20 protein-coding genes are annotated in these 16,999 nt (G+C 59.4%); 19 read left to right on the top strand and 1 reads right to left on the bottom strand.

Annotated features, from left to right (window positions below; genetic code table 11):
* Positions 1 to 20: 20 nt before the first annotated feature.
* From yajC to OKW98_RS24415, 4 genes are all read left to right on the top strand, one after another.
* The gene (gene yajC / locus OKW98_RS24430) at positions 21 to 359 is read left to right on the top strand and encodes a preprotein translocase subunit YajC (RefSeq protein WP_037012510.1); all 339 of its coding nucleotides are present in this window, start codon (positions 21 to 23) and stop codon (positions 357 to 359) included.
* Between the two features lie 62 nt (positions 360 to 421).
* Positions 422 to 2,290: a protein translocase subunit SecD gene (gene secD, locus OKW98_RS24425; RefSeq protein WP_265387021.1), complete on the top strand. Its 1,869-nt coding sequence runs from the start codon at positions 422 to 424 to the stop codon at positions 2,288 to 2,290.
* Between the two features lie 9 nt (positions 2,291 to 2,299).
* Entirely contained in the window at positions 2,300 to 3,211 is a 912-nt protein-coding gene (secF, locus tag OKW98_RS24420; RefSeq protein ID WP_265387020.1) for a protein translocase subunit SecF, read from the top strand.
* A 118-nt stretch (positions 3,212 to 3,329) separates the two neighbouring features.
* The gene (locus OKW98_RS24415; RefSeq protein ID WP_265387019.1) at positions 3,330 to 3,875 is read left to right on the top strand and encodes a glycine zipper 2TM domain-containing protein; all 546 of its coding nucleotides are present in this window, start codon (positions 3,330 to 3,332) and stop codon (positions 3,873 to 3,875) included.
* A 116-nt stretch (positions 3,876 to 3,991) separates the two neighbouring features.
* On the opposite strand, the gene suhB is transcribed toward OKW98_RS24415, so the two are convergent.
* Positions 3,992 to 4,807: an inositol-phosphate phosphatase gene (gene suhB / locus OKW98_RS24410; protein WP_265387018.1), complete on the bottom strand. Its 816-nt coding sequence runs from the start codon at positions 4,805 to 4,807 to the stop codon at positions 3,992 to 3,994.
* Between the two features lie 234 nt (positions 4,808 to 5,041).
* Between suhB and trmJ the strand changes: the two genes are divergently transcribed.
* The 15 genes from trmJ (at position 5,042) to ispG (ending at position 16,987) form a co-directional block, all read left to right on the top strand.
* Positions 5,042 to 5,815: a tRNA (cytosine(32)/uridine(32)-2'-O)-methyltransferase TrmJ gene (trmJ, locus tag OKW98_RS24405; protein WP_265387017.1), complete on the top strand. Its 774-nt coding sequence runs from the start codon at positions 5,042 to 5,044 to the stop codon at positions 5,813 to 5,815.
* Positions 5,815 to 6,597, top strand: coding sequence for a serine O-acetyltransferase (gene cysE, locus OKW98_RS24400; RefSeq protein WP_265387016.1), 783 nt, complete (start codon positions 5,815 to 5,817; stop codon positions 6,595 to 6,597). The genes trmJ and cysE overlap by 1 nt, the downstream gene beginning before the upstream one ends.
* Before the next feature lie 167 nt (positions 6,598 to 6,764).
* Positions 6,765 to 7,256, top strand: coding sequence for a Fe-S cluster assembly transcriptional regulator IscR (gene iscR / locus OKW98_RS24395; protein WP_265387015.1), 492 nt, complete (start codon positions 6,765 to 6,767; stop codon positions 7,254 to 7,256).
* Positions 7,257 to 7,300: 44 nt separating this feature from the next.
* Positions 7,301 to 8,515: an IscS subfamily cysteine desulfurase gene (locus OKW98_RS24390; RefSeq protein WP_265387014.1), complete on the top strand. Its 1,215-nt coding sequence runs from the start codon at positions 7,301 to 7,303 to the stop codon at positions 8,513 to 8,515.
* 89 nt (positions 8,516 to 8,604) lie between these two features.
* The gene (gene iscU, locus OKW98_RS24385) at positions 8,605 to 8,991 is read left to right on the top strand and encodes a Fe-S cluster assembly scaffold IscU (RefSeq protein ID WP_062383507.1); all 387 of its coding nucleotides are present in this window, start codon (positions 8,605 to 8,607) and stop codon (positions 8,989 to 8,991) included.
* 51 nt (positions 8,992 to 9,042) lie between these two features.
* Positions 9,043 to 9,366 carry an iron-sulfur cluster assembly protein IscA gene (gene iscA / locus OKW98_RS24380; RefSeq protein ID WP_065990022.1) on the top strand — a complete coding sequence of 108 codons (324 nt, stop codon included), beginning with the start codon at positions 9,043 to 9,045 and terminating at the stop codon, positions 9,364 to 9,366.
* An 8-nt stretch (positions 9,367 to 9,374) separates the two neighbouring features.
* Positions 9,375 to 9,893 (top strand): co-chaperone HscB, encoded by a 519-nt coding sequence (gene hscB / locus OKW98_RS24375; protein ID WP_265387013.1) that lies wholly within the window; start codon positions 9,375 to 9,377, stop codon positions 9,891 to 9,893.
* A 48-nt stretch (positions 9,894 to 9,941) separates the two neighbouring features.
* Complete coding sequence (gene hscA / locus OKW98_RS24370) at positions 9,942 to 11,804, top strand: Fe-S protein assembly chaperone HscA (protein WP_265387012.1); 1,863 nt, start codon at positions 9,942 to 9,944, stop codon at positions 11,802 to 11,804.
* A gap of 3 nt (positions 11,805 to 11,807) precedes the next feature.
* Positions 11,808 to 12,149, top strand: a complete 342-nt coding sequence (gene fdx, locus OKW98_RS24365; protein ID WP_065990018.1) for an ISC system 2Fe-2S type ferredoxin — start codon at positions 11,808 to 11,810, stop codon at positions 12,147 to 12,149.
* Positions 12,150 to 12,162: 13 nt separating this feature from the next.
* Positions 12,163 to 12,363, top strand: a complete 201-nt coding sequence (iscX, locus tag OKW98_RS24360) for a Fe-S cluster assembly protein IscX (protein WP_108120869.1) — start codon at positions 12,163 to 12,165, stop codon at positions 12,361 to 12,363.
* A 90-nt stretch (positions 12,364 to 12,453) separates the two neighbouring features.
* Complete coding sequence (gene ndk, locus OKW98_RS24355; protein ID WP_265387011.1) at positions 12,454 to 12,879, top strand: nucleoside-diphosphate kinase; 426 nt, start codon at positions 12,454 to 12,456, stop codon at positions 12,877 to 12,879.
* Positions 12,880 to 12,906: 27 nt separating this feature from the next.
* Positions 12,907 to 14,055 (top strand): 23S rRNA (adenine(2503)-C(2))-methyltransferase RlmN, encoded by a 1,149-nt coding sequence (gene rlmN, locus OKW98_RS24350; protein ID WP_265387010.1) that lies wholly within the window; start codon positions 12,907 to 12,909, stop codon positions 14,053 to 14,055.
* Between the two features lie 26 nt (positions 14,056 to 14,081).
* Positions 14,082 to 14,840: a type IV pilus biogenesis/stability protein PilW gene (gene pilW / locus OKW98_RS24345; RefSeq protein ID WP_265387009.1), complete on the top strand. Its 759-nt coding sequence runs from the start codon at positions 14,082 to 14,084 to the stop codon at positions 14,838 to 14,840.
* Positions 14,840 to 15,874: a RodZ domain-containing protein gene (locus OKW98_RS24340; RefSeq protein WP_265387008.1), complete on the top strand. Its 1,035-nt coding sequence runs from the start codon at positions 14,840 to 14,842 to the stop codon at positions 15,872 to 15,874. Before pilW ends, OKW98_RS24340 begins: the two co-directional genes overlap by 1 nt.
* Positions 15,875 to 15,877: 3 nt before the next feature.
* The gene (gene ispG, locus OKW98_RS24335) at positions 15,878 to 16,987 is read left to right on the top strand and encodes a flavodoxin-dependent (E)-4-hydroxy-3-methylbut-2-enyl-diphosphate synthase (RefSeq protein ID WP_265387007.1); all 1,110 of its coding nucleotides are present in this window, start codon (positions 15,878 to 15,880) and stop codon (positions 16,985 to 16,987) included.
* The last annotated feature ends 12 nt before the right edge of the window (positions 16,988 to 16,999 follow it).

The following is a 16,999-nucleotide window of genomic DNA, read 5'->3' as shown; positions in this document are numbered from 1 at the left end:
ATATGCAACTGGAGTGTTAAATGAGCTTTTTCATCTCTTCCGCTTTCGCGGATGCGGCTGCCCCTGCTGCTGCAGGCCCTATGGGCGGCGGCTTCGAGTGGATTTTCCTGGTCGGTTTTCTGGTCATCTTCTATCTGATGATCTGGCGTCCACAGGCCAAGCGCGCCAAAGAGCAAAAGAACTTGCTGGGTAACTTGCAGAAGGGTGATGAAGTCGTCACTACCGGCGGTATAGCGGGCAAGATCAACAAAGTGACTGATGACTTCGTTGTTATCGAAGTGTCGGACACCGTAGAGCTGAAGATCCAGAAGGGCGCAATCGCTGCCACCCTGCCCAAGGGCACTCTGAAAGCCATCTGATTCCAGTCTTTTACCAATCGACGGGGCGCGCAAGGCGCCCCGCGTTATAAGCAGGCGGCGTGATGTTGAACAAATACCCTCTGTGGAAATACATCCTGATCCTGGCAGTGCTGGTGATCGGTTTTATTTATTCCGCACCCAATCTCTACCCTGATGACGCGGCTATTCAAGTCACTGGCGCAAGCACTGCGCTGCAGGTCAATCAGGCTGATCTGGATCGCGTAAGCAAGGCGCTTACCGATGCTGGCATCGCGGTCAAGGGCGCGTCTCTGGCCGAGAACGGCAAGGGCGGTTTGTTGCGTCTGACCAAACAGGAAGACCAGCTGCCAGCCAAAGATGTCGCACGCAAGGCGCTGGGCGACGATTACGTTGTCGCGCTCAACCTGGCTCAGACCACGCCGAAATGGCTGCGCAGCATTGGCGCTACGCCGATGAAGCTGGGTCTCGACCTGTCTGGTGGCGTGCACTTCCTGCTCGAAGTCGACATGGACAAGGCGCTCAGTGCGCGTCTGAATGTCTACGAAGGCGAAGTGAAGAGTCTTCTGCGCAAGGAAAAGGTGCGTTATCGCAGCCTGCCGCAAGACAACGGCGCCATCCAGCTGGGCTTCAGCGATGCTGATACCCGCGAACAGGCCCGTGCGCTGATCCGCAAGGACTACACCGATTTCGATATCACCACGAGTGATCGCGGCGAGATGCCGACTTTGCGTCTGGCCATGACGCCAGCCAAGATCGCTGAAATCCGCGAATACTCGATCAAGCAAAACCTGACCACCGTGCGTAACCGGGTCAACGAGCTGGGCGTCGCCGAGCCGCTGGTTCAGCGTCAAGGCGCCAACCGCATCGTGGTCGAGCTGCCGGGTGTTCAGGACACCGCCGAAGCCAAGCGTATTCTCGGCAAGACGGCCAACCTTGAGTTCCGTCTGGGCGCAGGTCCTGATGACAGCAAAGCCACCACCGAGATGTTCGAGTTCCGCGAAGGAGGTCGTCCTGCGGCGCCGGTCGAGCGTGGTCTGATCATCACTGGCGACCAGGTGACTGACGCCAAGGCCGGCTTTGACGAGCACGGCCGTCCTCAGGTGAACATCAAGCTGGACGGCCATGGTGGTGATCTGATGAGTCGCGCAACCCGCGCGAACGTCGGTCGCAGCATGGCGGTGATCTTCATCGAGCAGAAGCCGACCACCACCTACACCAAGCAAATGGTCAACGGCGTCGAAAAAGACGTGCCGGTTCAGACGTTCAAGGAAGAGAAGAAGATCATCAGCCTGGCGACCATCCAGTCGCCGCTCGGTGCTCAATTCCGCATCACTGGCCTGAACGGCGCAGGTGAGTCTTCCGAACTGGCGCTGCTGCTGCGTGCCGGTGGTCTGGCTGCACCGATGTACTTCGCTGAAGAGCGCACCATTGGTCCAAGCCTGGGTGCCGACAACATCACCAAAGGTATCGATGCATCCCTGTGGGGCATGCTGTTCGTCTCGCTGTTCATCCTCGCCATCTACCGTTTCTTCGGTCTGATCGCGACGGTGGCACTGGCCTTCAACATGGTCATGCTGCTGGCGCTGATGTCACTGCTGGGTGCAACACTGACCCTGCCAGGCATCGCCGGTATCGTCTTGACGATGGGTATGGCGGTCGATGCGAACGTGCTGATCTTCTCGCGGATTCGTGAAGAGATCGCCAACGGCATGACGGTCCAGCGTGCGATCAACGAGGGCTTCGACCGCGCTTATACCGCGATCCTCGACGCCAACCTGACGACGCTGCTGGTCGGCGGCATTCTCTTCGCGATGGGCACAGGCCCGGTGAAGGGTTTTGCGGTCACCATGTCCCTCGGGATCTTTACCTCGATGTTCACAGCCATCATGGTGACCCGCGCAATGGTCAACCTGATCTTTGGCGGTCGTGACTTCAAGAAGTTGTGGATTTAAGGGGCTGCCATGAAACGTACGATCAACTTCATGGGCGTTCGCAACATTGCGTTCGCCATTACCATGCTCCTCACCGCTGTGGCGTTGTTCAGCTGGTTCTATAAAGGGCTGAACTTCGGTCTGGACTTCACCGGCGGTACGCTGATCGAGCTGACCTACGAGCGTCCGGCCGATCTGCACAAAGTGCGCGAAGAGCTGGTTGCGTCGGGTTACACCGAAGCAGTGGTGCAAAGCTTCGGTGCGACCACCGATCTGCTCGTTCGTATGCCGGGTGAAGACCCGCAACTGGGCACTCAGGTCGCCGAAGCGCTGCGCAAGACAGGCGCCGATAACCCGGTGACCGTCAAGCGCGTCGAGTTCGTCGGTCCGCAAGTAGGTGAAGAGCTGCGCGACCAGGGCGGCCTCGGCATGCTGCTGGCGCTGGGCGGCGTTCTGGTCTACCTGGCCTTCCGCTTCCAGTGGAAGTTCGCGGTAGGGGCCATCGTCTCGCTGATCCACGACGTGGTGGTGACGATGGGTATCCTGTCGTTCTTCCAGGTGACCTTCGACCTGACTGTGCTGGCTGCGGTGCTGGCGATCATTGGTTACTCGCTCAACGACACAATCGTGGTATTCGACCGGGTTCGCGAGAACTTCCGTCTGCTGCGCAAGGCCTCGTTGATCGAGAACATCAATATCTCTACTACGCAGACATTGCTGCGGACGATGGCTACTTCGATCTCCACATTGCTGGCCATCGTCGCGCTGTGGATCTTCGGCGGCGACAGCCTGCACGGGTTCTCGGTGGCGCTGTTTATCGGTGTTCTGGCGGGTACTTACTCGTCGATCTACATCGCCAACGTGGTGCTGATCTGGTTGAACCTGCGTAGCGAAGACCTGTTGCCACCGGTCACCGTCGACAAAGTGGATGACCGTCCGTAACCCATAGTGGTAACCGGCCATCATCTAAAAAGGCGCGAGTGTGAACTCGCGCCTTTTTTTGTGCTCCAAGGCTGGGAGTAGTGCGAGCAATCGCGCTGAATATCGTCAGGAGGTTCACGTGAACAAGTCGTTGCTTATTGGTGCAGTGTTGGGTGCTGTCGGTGTAACCGCCGGTGGTGCTTTGGCCACCTATAGCCTCGTAAAACAAAGCGGCCCAGAGTACGCAGACGTACTTGCCGTCGAGCCTGTTAAAGAACAAATCAAAACCCCGCGACAAGTCTGCAAGGACGTTGCCGTCACTCACCGCGCGCCGGTGAAGGACGAGCATCAGATCGTCGGGAGTGTCATCGGTGCCGTAGCGGGTGGCCTGCTCGGTAACCAGGTGGGTGGCGGTACTGGCAAGAAGATCGCCACGGTCGCCGGTGCGGTCGGTGGTGGTTATGCCGGTAACAAGGTTCAGGAAGGCATGCAGAACCGCGACACGTACACAACCTCCGAGTCGCGCTGCAACACCGTCAACGACATCAGCGACAAAGTCGTCGGCTACAACGTGAAGTACAAGCTCAACGACAAGGTCGGGCAGGTGCGTATGGACCGTGATCCAGGCAGCCAGATCCCTGTCAACAAGGACGGTCAGCTGGAGTTGAGTCAAGCGGGTCAGTAATTGCGCAGTGAGTTGATCAAGAAAGCACCTTCGGGTGCTTTTTTGTTGCCCGGAGCATAGGAAATCAGGCGCAAAAAAACCGGCACATGGCCGGTTTTTTGTACAGCGCGCTGGGCTTAACGCTTCAGCGAAGCTGGCACGAACGGAGCGATCGAGGTCAGGACCGCTTTGAAGCATTTGGTGTTACCGGCAACGATGTGGCCTTTTTCAAGGAAGTCGTGACCGCCATTGAAATCGCTGACCAGACCGCCTGCTTCCTGAATGAGCAGGGCGCCTGCGGCCATGTCCCACTCCGACAGGCCTGATTCCCAGAACGCATCGAAACGGCCTGCAGCCACGTAAGCCAGATCCAGGCTCGCCGCGCCAGCGCGGCGGATGCCGGCAGTCTGGCCCACAAGCGAACGGAACATGTTCATGTAGTTGTCGAGGTTATCGAGCTGGTTCTCGCGGAACGGGAAACCTGTGCCGAGCAGGGCACCTTCAAGGCTCTTGCGCGGGCTGACGCGCAGACGACGGCCGTTCAGGGCAGCACCACGACCACGGCTGGCAGTGAACTCTTCCTGACGGACCGGATCCAGAACAACGGCGTGTTCCAGGCGACCGCGGTATTTGCACGCGATGCTGACGGCAAAGTGAGGAACGCCCCGCACGAAGTTGGTGGTGCCGTCGAGCGGGTCGATGATCCAGAGGTACTCGGTGCCTTCGCCGCTGCCTTCATGCAGGCCGCTTTCTTCGCCAAGGATGCCGTGGGTTGGATACGCTTTGCGCAGTGCAGTGATGATGCTCTGCTCGGCGGCGCGATCGATTTCGGTTACGTAATCTTTCGCGTCTTTTTCGTCGACCTTGATGGTATCCAGGCGCTCGATGGAGCGGAAAATCAATTCGCTGGCGCTGCGGGCGGCGCGCAGCGCGATATTCAGCATTGGCTGCATGGATGGATCACCTAGGTCGTTAAAGAGAGCCGGGCATTCTATGGGTTCTCTAGGATGATTTCCAGCGCGAGTGCAGACTTTGCCGCGCGTCCGGTCGGCTTGGCGTGAGCAGCTCGGCGGTGCCTTTCTTCTTTTAGTAGTGTATCCCGTGCGTGAGGCGCAAGGTTCGTGGCGTTGAAGCGAGCGCTTCTGTAACATTCGTCCCCCTTTTCACCTGCTAGCGAGACTTCACCAGTGCTGCAAAATATTCGTGTCGTCCTGGTCGGTACCAGTCATCCCGGCAATATCGGTGGCGCCGCGCGTGCCATGAAAAACATGGGCCTTACGCGCCTGGTGCTGGTTGATCCCGCCATGTTTCCCCACCATGAGGCCGATGCACGGGCGTCTGGCGCGGGCGACATTCTGGAAGGCGCGCAGGTCGTGGCGACGCTGGAAGATGCGTTGGTAGGTTGCAATCTGGTGTTGGGCACCAGCGCGCGGGATCGCCGCATTCCATGGCCGCTGCTCGACCCTCGCGAAGCGGGCGTCAAGACCATCGAGCACGCCGCATTGGGCGAAGAGATCGCACTGGTATTCGGCCGTGAATACGCAGGCTTGACCAATGAAGAGCTGCAGCGCTGCCATTACCACGTACACATCCCCTCGGATCCGGAATTCAGCTCGTTGAATCTGGCCGCCGCCGTGCAGGTGTTGAGTTACGAAACCCGCATGGCCTGGCTCGCTGCCGATGGCCAGGCGAGCAAGGTGGAAAAGTTCGAGGTCAACTCGGTGCGCAGTACCGAGCTGGCGACCATGGATGAGATGGAGAAATTCTATGAGCATCTCCAGTCCACGCTGGTCACTATTGGCTTCCTTGATCCCGAGAAGCCGCGTCATCTGATGGCGCGGCTGCGTCGTCTGTACGGGCGCTCTGCGGTGAATCGATCCGAAATGAGCATCTTGCGCGGCATCCTCACCGAGACCCAGAAAGCGGCCAACGGCGAACCCTATAAGCGGAAGGATCAGTAATGTTCGAGCGTTTGCGGGAAGACATTCAAAGCGTGTTTCATCGTGACCCGGCGGCTCGAAATGCCTTTGAAGTGCTGACCTGCTACCCCGGCATGCACGCGATCTGGCTGCATCGGCTGTCTGGCTGGCTGTGGCGCAACGAGCTGAAATGGCCGGCGCGCATGGTTTCCAACTTCGGTCGCTGGCTGACGGGGATTGAGATCCACCCGGGCGCCAAAGTAGGTCGGCGCTTGTTCATCGATCACGGGATGGGCATCGTCATTGGCGAAACCGCCGAGATTGGCGACGACGTGACGCTTTATCAGGGCGTGACCCTGGGCGGCACCAGTTGGAACAAAGGCAAGCGCCATCCGACGCTGGAGTCCGGCGTGGTTGTCGGCGCGGGCGCCAAGGTGCTCGGCCCGTTCACGGTGGGCGCCGGGGCGAAGGTCGGCTCCAACGCGGTGGTGACCAAGCCCGTGCCTGCGGGTGCGACTGTTGTGGGGATTCCCGGGCGGATCATCGTCAAGTCGGATGACGAGACCGAAGCCAAGCGCAAGGCGATCGCCGAAAAGCTCGGCTTCGATGCTTATGGCGTCAGTGAGGATATGCCTGATCCCGTGGCGCGCGCGATCGGGCAGTTGCTCGATCACCTGCAAGCGATGGACGTGCGCGTGGAAGACATGGGCAAGGCATTGAAGAGCCTGGGTGGCGAGTATCGCGAGAAGGAATTGCCCGAGCTGCGTCAGGAAGTCTTCGATTGCATGAAAGAGCGTTGCGAGGCTAATGCTCCGCGCAAATAGAGCAGCGCACGCCCACAGGCGGCACATGTGCCAATCCCTGGCGCGTTTTGCTATGATGCGGCCGCGCTTTTGCGGGTAATCCCGACTGTTCTACTAGGTCTTATAGTTGACTTAAATACTCGGGAATAGCATACTCGCCCTCATTCCGAACCTCCGCGGTAAACGCCATGCGACTGACTACAAAAGGCCGATACGCTGTCACTGCCATGCTCGATCTGGCATTGCATGCGCAGCATGGGCCAGTGTCCCTGGCCGATATCTCCGAGCGGCAAGGGATTTCCCTTTCCTACCTCGAGCAACTGTTCGCCAAGCTGCGCCGTGGCAACCTGGTTTCCAGCGTACGCGGCCCCGGCGGCGGTTATCAGTTGTCCCGCGACATGCAGGGCATTCAGGTAGCGCAAGTGATCGACGCCGTTAACGAGTCAGTTGACGCGACGCGCTGCCAGGGGCTCGGTGATTGCCATGCTGGCGACACCTGTCTGACCCACCACTTGTGGTGCGACCTCAGTCAGCAGATTCACGAATTTCTAAGCGGTATCAGCCTGGCCGACCTCGTCACTCGCCGTGAAGTGCAAGAAGTCGCCCAACGTCAGGATCTGCGCCGTTGCGGTAGCAAGACGCAGCAACTGGACAAGATTGAAACATCCGCCGTTGAGTGAACGCAGATGAACGCGCGGCGCGCCTGCCCGATAGGAGATATTCAATGAGATTGCCAATTTACCTCGATTATTCCGCGACGACTCCGGTCGATCCGCGTGTTGCGCAGAAGATGAGCGATTGCTTGCTGGTGGATGGCAACTTCGGTAACCCGGCGTCGCGCTCCCACGTCTTTGGCTGGAAGGCCGAAGAAGCGGTCGAAAACGCGCGTCGTCAGGTCGCTGATCTGGTCAACGCCGACCCGCGCGAAATCGTCTGGACCTCCGGTGCTACCGAGTCCAACAACCTCGCGATCAAGGGCGCTGCGCATTTCTATGCCTCCAAAGGCAAGCACCTGATTACCAGCAAAATCGAACACAAAGCCGTGCTCGACACCATGCGTCAGCTTGAGCGTGAAGGCTTTGAAGTCACCTACCTCGAACCGACCGAAGATGGCCTGATCACTCCGGCCATGATCGAAGCGGTCATGCGCGACGACACCGTTCTGGTCTCGATCATGCACGTCAACAACGAGATCGGTACAGTCAACGACATCGCTGCGATTGGCGAGATGACCCGTTCCCGCGGTGTGCTCTTCCACGTCGACGCAGCCCAGGCCACCGGCAAGGTTGAAATCGACCTGGCCAACCTCAAAGTTGATCTGATGTCGTTCTCGGCCCACAAGACCTACGGTCCTAAAGGCATTGGCGCACTGTGGGTCAGCCGCAAGCCACGTGTCCGCATCGAAGCCGAAATGCACGGTGGCGGTCACGAGCGTGGTATGCGTTCCGGCACGCTGGCGACGCACCAGATCGTCGGCATGGGCGAAGCCTTCCGCGTTGCCAAAGAAGACATGGCTGCCGAGAACGTTCGCATCCAGGCCTTGAGCGATCGCTTCTACCAGCAGGTTTCGCACCTGGAAGAGTTGTACGTCAACGGCAGCATGACTGCCCGTGTACCGCACAACCTCAACCTGAGCTTCAACTATGTAGAAGGCGAGTCGCTGATCATGGCGCTCAAGGATCTGGCGGTATCGTCAGGCTCCGCGTGCACCTCGGCTTCGCTCGAACCTTCCTACGTGCTGCGCGCCCTGGGTCGTAACGATGAGCTGGCACACAGCTCGATCCGTTTCACTTTCGGTCGCTTCACCACTGAAGACGAGATTGACTACGCCGCGCAGAAAGTCTGCGAGGCCGTCACCAAGCTGCGCGCCTTGTCGCCGCTGTGGGACATGTTCCAGGACGGCGTCGACATCTCCAAGATCGAGTGGGCGGCGCACTAATTCAAAGTCGCCATTTCATGCGGCACTTTGAAAACCGGGTTTTCCAAGTGTCGTGAGAGCGACGTGTTGTATCTGATGAGGATTGCACCATGGCTTACAGCGAAAAGGTCATCGACCACTACGAAAATCCCCGCAACGTCGGCAAGATGAACGCGGAAGACCCTGATGTCGGCACCGGCATGGTCGGCGCGCCGGCATGCGGCGACGTGATGCGTCTGCAGATCAAGGTCAACGAGCAAGGCATTATCGAAGACGCCAAGTTCAAGACTTATGGCTGCGGCTCTGCCATCGCGTCGAGCTCCCTCGCCACCGAGTGGATGAAGGGCAAGACTCTGGATGAAGCAGAGACCATCAAGAACACTCAGCTGGCTGAAGAACTGGCCCTGCCGCCAGTGAAAATCCACTGCTCCGTACTCGCTGAAGACGCCATCAAGGCGGCCGTTCGCGACTACAAGCAGAAGAAAGGCCTGCTCTAAGCAGAGCCTGTTCCGCTGCGTTAAGTAACTTGCGTGAGGTAAGGAGTTCCGATGGCTATCAGCATGACCGAAGCGGCCGCCAACCATGTACGCCGCTCCCTCGATGGGCGTGGCAAGGGTGACGGCATTCGTCTGGGCGTTCGCACGACCGGTTGTTCAGGCCTTGCATACGTGCTCGAGTTCGTCGATGAGCCGGAAAGCGAAGACACGGTGTTCGAGTACCACGGCGTCAAGGTGATCATCGATCCCAAGAGCCTTGTCTATCTCGACGGCACCGAGCTCGATTTCGTCAAGGAAGGGTTGAACGAAGGTTTCAAGTTCAACAATCCCAACTCGCGCGGTGAATGTGGCTGCGGCGAAAGCTTCAACGTCTGAGGCTTATTGTGGGTACTCCTTGTCACTTTGCTTTATTCGACCTGCAGCCGGGATTCAATCTGGATCTCGACCTGCTGGCGACGCGTTACCGTGAGCTTGCCCGGAGCGTGCACCCCGACCGTTTTGCCGACGCCCCTGAGGCTGAGCAACGGGTTGCGCTGGAGCGCTCTGCCAGTCTGAACGACGCCTACCAAACGCTGAAGAACGCGCCAAAAAGGGCGCGTTATCTGTTGGCGCTGAAGGGTGAGGTTCCGCTGGAAGTCACTGTGCAGGATCCCGAGTTTCTGATGCAGCAGATGCAGTGGCGCGAAGAGCTCGAAGATCTTCAGGACGAAGCGGATCTGGCAGGTGTTGCGGTATTCAAGCGCCGGTTGAAGGTTGCCCAGGAAGCACTGAACGAAAGCTTCGCGGCCTGTTGGGACGACGCTGCACAGCGTGAGCAGGCTGAACGGCTGATGCGTCGCATGCAGTTCCTCGACAAGCTCTCCTACGAAGTGCGCCAGCTCGAAGAGCGCCTCGACGATTAACCCCGCGCCGTCCCTTTGGGGCGGCACGCCAGTGATATCAGAAAAGCAATGGCTCTACTGCAGATCGCCGAACCCGGCCAAGCTCCAAAACCCCATCAGCGTCGCCTGGCTGTCGGAATCGACCTCGGCACCACCAATTCGCTGGTGGCAGCCCTGCGCAGCGGCATCAGCGAGCCGCTCCCCGACGCCAACGGTCAGGTCATCCTGCCGTCTGCCGTTCGCTACCACGCTGATCGCGTCGAAGTGGGCCAGTCGGCCAAGGACGCTGCTGCCACTGATCCGCTGAACACCATCATTTCCGTCAAGCGCCTCATGGGCCGCGGGATCTCCGATGTGAAGCACTTGGGTGGGCAGCTGCCTTACCGCTTCACCGGTGGTGAGTCCCACATGCCGTTCATCGAAACCGTGCAGGGCCCGAAGAGTCCGGTCGAAGTGTCGGCGGACATCCTCAAGGTGCTGCGCCAGCGCGCTGAAGAGACACTGGGTGGCGAGTTGGTCGGTGCGGTCATCACCGTTCCCGCTTATTTCGATGATGCCCAGCGTCAGGCCACCAAAGACGCCGCGAAGCTGGCGGGCCTGACTGTCCTGCGTCTGCTCAACGAGCCCACTGCAGCTGCCGTGGCCTACGGGCTGGATCAGAACGCAGAAGGCGTGGTCGCCATTTACGATCTGGGCGGCGGCACCTTCGACATCTCGATCCTGCGCCTGACCGGCGGCGTGTTTGAAGTCATGGCCACCGGTGGCGACAGCGCGCTGGGCGGTGATGATTTCGACCACGCCATCGCGACCTGGATCATCGCTGAAGCCGGTCTGTCCGACGATCTCGATCCGGCTGCCCAGCGCCGACTGATGCAAACAGCGTGCGCGGCGAAAGAAGCGCTGACGGATGCTGATGCGGTTGAAGTCGTCCATGGCGATTGGCAGGGTGCACTGAGTCGTGCTGCGTTCGACTCCCTCATCGAGCCCATGATTGCCCGCAGCCTCAAAGCGTGCCGTCGTGCCGTTCGTGATTGCGGCATCGAGCTGGATGAAGTCGAAGCCGTGGTCATGGTGGGCGGTTCCACCCGTGTCCCGCGTGTTCGCGAAGCCGTTGCCGAGCTGTTTGGCCGCCAGCCGTTGACCGAGATCGACCCGGATCAAGTGGTTGCCATCGGTGCTGCGATCCAGGCCGATACCCTGGCAGGCAACAAGCGCGATGGCGGCGAGCTGTTGCTGCTCGACGTGATCCCGTTGTCCCTGGGGCTGGAGACCATGGGCGGCTTGATGGAGAAGGTCATTCCGCGCAACACCACGATCCCGGTGGCCCGCGCTCAGGAATTCACCACTTACAAAGACGGCCAGTCGGCCATGATGATTCACGTGCTGCAAGGCGAGCGTGAGCTGATCAGCGACTGCCGTTCTCTGGCGCGCTTCGACCTGCGCGGTATCCCCGCCATGGTCGCCGGCGCCGCGAAAATCCGCGTGACCTTCCAGGTCGACGCCGATGGCCTGCTCAGCGTGTCCGCCCGCGAGCTGGCATCGGGCGTGGAATCGAGCATTCAGGTCAAGCCTTCGTATGGCCTGACTGACGGTGAAATCACCCGCATGCTCAAGGATTCGTTCCAGTACGCCAGTGATGACATGGTGGCTCGCGCGTTGCGTGAACAGCAGGTCGACGCCCAGCGTTTGCTCGAAGCCGTCGACGGCGCGTTGCAGGCCGATGGCGAGCGCTTGCTCGATGCCGAGGAGCGCATGGTCATCGACCTGCAGATGGAAGAACTTCGTGAATTGATGAAGGGCGATGACGGTCCGGCCATCGAGCTTCAGACCAAGCGTCTGTCGCAGGTGACTGATGCGTTCGCCGCCCGCCGCCTGGACTCGACGGTGAAAGCCGCGCTGTCAGGGCGCAACCTGAATGAGATTGAGGAATAACTGATGCCGCAGGTTACATTTCTGCCACACGCCGAGCATTGCCCGGACGGGATGGTTGTCGAGGCCGAAGTCGGCAAGTCGATTCTGGAACTCGCCCACGATCACCACATCGAGATTGAAAGTGCATGCGGTGGCGTCTGTGCCTGCACCACCTGCCATTGCATCATTCGTGCGGGGTTCAACTCCCTCGAAGAAGCGGACGAGCTGGAAGAGGACTATCTTGATCGTGCGTGGGGTCTGGAAGCGCAGTCCCGTCTGGCGTGCCAGGCCAAGGTCGGTACGGAAGACCTGACCGTCGAGATCCCGAAATATTCGCTTAACCACGCTGCCGAAGCGCCGCACTGATCGAGAAGCTGTCATGAGTTACGGTTGGAATGACGTACAACGCATCGCTGAAGAACTCGCCGAGACCCATCCCGGCGTTGACCCTTATTCAGTAGGGTTCACCAAGCTGCAACTGATGATCAAGCAACTGCCGGATTTCGACGACACCTCTGGCCGCGTCGGCGAGAAAGTGCTCGAGGCGGTCCAGACGCTCTGGGCCGACGAAATCGACTGATCAGATTTGCACGTTAGGCAATAACATCAAACCCGCGTATAATTCGCGGGTTTAATTTTTCGCAATAATCACTGCTTCTGGAGTTACACCATGGCTGTTCAACGTACTTTCTCGATCATCAAGCCTGATGCTGTTGCCAAAAACGTCATCGGCGAGATCACCACTCGTTTCGAAAAAGCCGGTCTGCGCGTTGTCGCTTCGAAACTGAAGCAACTGTCCAAAGCCGAAGCAGAAGGTTTCTACGCTGAGCACAGCGCCCGTGGTTTCTTCGGTGACCTGGTTGCATTCATGATCTCCGGCCCGGTTGTCGTTCAGGTTCTGGAAGGCGAAAACGCTATCGCTATGAACCGCGAGCTGATGGGCGCTACCAACCCTAAAGAAGCCGCTGCCGGCACCATCCGTGCTGACTTCGCTGATTCCATCGACGCCAACGCTGTTCACGGCTCCGACTCCGAAGCCGCTGCTGCTCGTGAAATCTCGTACTTCTTCGCTGCTACCGAGGTAACCACTCGCTAAGCTATTGCTGCGAGTGAGGGTGAATCCATGACTGAATCAACTGGCAAAATCAACCTGCTGGGTCTCACCCGGCTGGAAATGGAAAAATTCTTCGAGTCTATCGGGGAGAAACGCTTCCGCGCCGGTCAGGTCATGAAGTGGATTCACCACTTTGGCGTCGATAACTTCGAGGCCATGACGAACGTCGGCAAGGCCCTGCGCGAAAAGCTGCAGAGCCGTGCCGAAATTCGGGGTCCTGAAGTCGTCAGCGAGGACATCTCCACCGACGGCACCCGTAAGTGGGTCGTCCGTGTCGAGTCCGGCAGCTGCGTCGAGACCGTCTATATTCCGCAAGGCAAGCGCGGCACGCTATGTGTCTCGTCCCAGGCGGGTTGTGCGCTGGATTGCAGTTTCTGCTCCACCGGCAAACAAGGCTTCAACAGCAACCTTACCGCCGCCGAAGTCATCGGCCAGGTATGGATTGCCAACAAATCTTTCGGCAGTGTCCCGGCTACCGTCGACCGTGCCATCACCAACGTGGTGATGATGGGGATGGGCGAGCCATTGCTGAACTTCGACAATGTCATTGCCGCCATGCATCTGATGATGGATGACCTGGGGTATGGCATTTCCAAGCGCCGGGTGACGCTGTCCACCTCCGGCGTGGTGCCGATGATCGATGAGCTGTCCAAGCACATCGACGTCTCGCTGGCCCTTTCGCTGCACGCGCCCAATGACGCGCTGCGAAACCAGCTGGTGCCGATCAATAAAAAGTACCCCCTGAGGATGCTCCTCGAGTCCTGCCGCAACTACATGTCTGCGTTGGGCGAAAAGCGCGTGCTTACCATTGAGTACACGCTGCTCAAGGACATCAACGACAAGCCTGAGCACGCCATCGAGATGATCGAGCTGCTCAAGGACACCCCGTGCAAGGTCAACCTGATCCCGTTCAACCCGTTTCCGCATTCGGGCTATGAACGCCCCAGCAACAACGCGATCCGTCGTTTCCAGGATCTGCTGCATCAAGCTGGCTTCAACGTCACCGTGCGTACCACGCGCGGTGAGGACATCGATGCTGCCTGCGGCCAGTTGGTCGGACAGGTAATGGACCGCACCCGTCGCAGCGAGCGCTATATTGCTGTGCGGGAGCTCAGTGCCGATGCCGACGTCGTGCAGGTCGCTTCCGCTCGCAACTGATTGCGAATTTGACTGAGAGGATCTCTATGTCCCTGCGCGTTGCGCTGCTGCTCTGTTTTGCCACGCTGCTGGTCGGTTGTGTGTCCACCGGCAACGTCGATCCGCTGAGTACCAGCAAGGGGCGTGAGGAAGCTCGTCAGGCTTACGTGCAATTGGGGTTGGGCTATCTTCAGCAAGGTCAGATGGAGCGTGCGAAGGCACCTCTGAAAAAGGCACTTGAGCTGAACAGCTCCGATGCGGACGCCAATGCCGCGCTGGCTCTGGTGTTTCAGGCCGAGATGGAACCGGAACTGGCGAACCAGTATTACGAGAAAGCATTGTCGGCACGTCCCAAAGACGCGCGAATCCTCAACAATTACGGCAGCTTTCTCTACCAGCAGAAGCGTTACAAGGAAGCTTACGAGCGCTTCGAGCAGGCCGCCGAGGATAACCTCTACGCCGAGCGCGCCCGGGTTTTCGAGAACCTCGGCATGACGGCTGTGATGCTCGGTGATCGCGTCACCGCCCGTGAGCATTTCGACAAAGCCCTGCGTCTTGACCGTCAGCAGCCACGCGCGTTGCTGGAAATGGCTGAGTTGTCGTACGAAGACAGGCATTATGTGCCGGCGCGCGATTACTACGAGCGTTTCAGCCAGTTAAGCGAGCAGAATGCGCGGAGCTTGTTGCTCGGAACGCGGCTGGCGAAGGTGTTTGATGATCGCAACAAGGCAGCCAGTTACGGGTTGCTTCTAAAAAGACTCTATCCCGGTACGCCGGAATATCAGCAATACCTGTCGGAGCAATGATGAAAGCGGCGCATCCCGAAGTTGTAGCAGCCACTCGCACGAACCCAGGCGAAACATTGCGACAGGCCCGCGAGAGCAAGAACTGGTCGCTGCCAGATGTGGCGTTGAGGCTCAACCTCACCGTGGCGTCCCTTACTAACCTGGAAGCGGGTGATTTCGACAAGCTCCCCGGCCATACCTTTGCCCGCGGCTATGTCCGTGCCTACGCCAAGCTGCTGGACCTTGATCAAGCTGCACTGGTCAGCGCGTTCGATCAGTACACCGGCACCGACGGCAAGGGCAGCAACGTTCATGCGCTGGGCCGAATCGAAGAGCCAGTGCGCCTGTCTCACAATATTCTGCGCATCGTCAGCCTCTTGCTGCTCATCGCATTGATCGGCGGCGGCTTCGTGTGGTGGCAGGATCAGGCCACGCTGCGCGGCAAAGAGCCGACCAATCTGGGCATGGAGCACGTCGAAGTCGAAAGCGCCGACGGCACCACCCAGATCCATCCGCTCGACGAGCCCGAAGATCAAGCTGTCGCTCAAGGCCAGACGGCGCTGCCGTTGAATAACGCCGAGCCTGCGTCCGCACCTGAAGCCCCGGCTTCATCCAGCAGCGTACCCAGCAGCACGGGCACCACTGCAGGCGCAGTTGTTCCTCACAGCACATCAACCACCGCTCCGGTGACACCCGCGCATAGCGCTTCGACGCCAACTGCGCCGGTCACTACCGTGGCGCCAACGCCTGCGACCACCGCACCCGTCAATACCGCCCCGAGCGCGACGGCCGACGCAGCGCCCGTTCCGGCAGGTGCCGGCCGCGTGCAGGTTCAGTTTGTGAATGATTGCTGGACCCAGGTCACCGATGGCAACGGCAAAGTGCTGATGAGCGGTCTCAAGAAAAAAGGCGACACCCTCGACGTCAACGGCAAGCCGCCTCTGACCCTGCGCCTGGGCTTCGCTCGTGGCGCGCAGGTGAGTTACAACGGCCAGCCGGTTGATGTGGCACCTTTCACCAGTGGCGAAACTGCTCGCCTGAAGCTAGGGCAATAAGTCATGCACGGCGAATCTCCGATCAAACGTCGCGAATCTCGTAAAATCTGGGTCGGCTCTGTGCCGGTCGGTGGCGATGCCCCGATCGCAGTGCAGAGCATGACCAACAGCGACACCAATGACGTCGCGGCCACTGTGGCGCAGATCAACCGTCTGGAAGCCGCTGGCGTCGACATCGTGCGCATCTCGGTGCCGGACATGGACGCTGCCGAGGCCTTCGGCCGTATCAAGCAGTTGGTCAAGGTCCCGCTGGTCGCTGACATCCACTTCGATTATAAAATCGCCCTGCGCGTTGCTGAGCTGGGTGTCGATTGCCTTCGGATCAACCCGGGCAATATTGGCCGTGAAGACCGCGTCCGCGCGGTGGTCGAGGCGGCCCGTGATCGCGGCATTCCGATTCGCATCGGCGTGAACGCCGGTTCGCTGGAAAAAGACCTGCAGAAGAAGTACGGCGAGCCCACGCCGGCTGCGCTGGTCGAGTCCGCGCTGCGTCACGTCGAGCATCTGGACCGTCTGGATTTCCAGGACTTCAAGGTCAGCGTCAAGGCCTCCGATGTGTTCATGGCGGTCGAGGCGTATCGCCTCCTGGCCAGGCAAATCATCCAGCCGTTGCACCTGGGCATCACTGAAGCGGGCGGTTTGCGCTCAGGCACAGTGAAATCGGCCGTCGGCCTAGGTATGCTGCTGGCCGAGGGGATCGGCGATACCATCCGGATTTCCCTGGCTGCTGATCCGGTTGAAGAAGTGAAGGTCGGTTACGACATCCTCAAGTCGCTGCGCCTGCGTTCCCGTGGCATCAACTTCATCGCCTGCCCGAGCTGCTCGCGGCAGAATTTCGATGTGGTCAAGACCATGAACGAGCTGGAAGGGCGCCTTGAAGATTTGCTGGTTCCGCTGGATGTCGCGGTAATCGGTTGCGTGGTGAACGGTCCCGGCGAGGCGAAAGAAGCTCACGTCGGTCTGACCGGTGGCACGCCGAACCTGATCTACATCGATGGCAAGCCGGCGCAAAAGCTGACAAATGACAATCTGGTGGATGAGCTTGAACGCTTGATCCGTCAGAGAGCGGCCGAAAAGGTCGAGGCCGACGCAGCGCTGATCGCGCGCGGCTAACCCAGTTTTCAA

This window comes from Pseudomonas sp. KU26590 (assembly GCF_026153515.1).
In the GTDB taxonomy this organism is placed as follows: domain Bacteria; phylum Pseudomonadota; class Gammaproteobacteria; order Pseudomonadales; family Pseudomonadaceae; genus Aquipseudomonas.
This window is presented reverse-complemented; position numbering and strand designations above follow the sequence as displayed.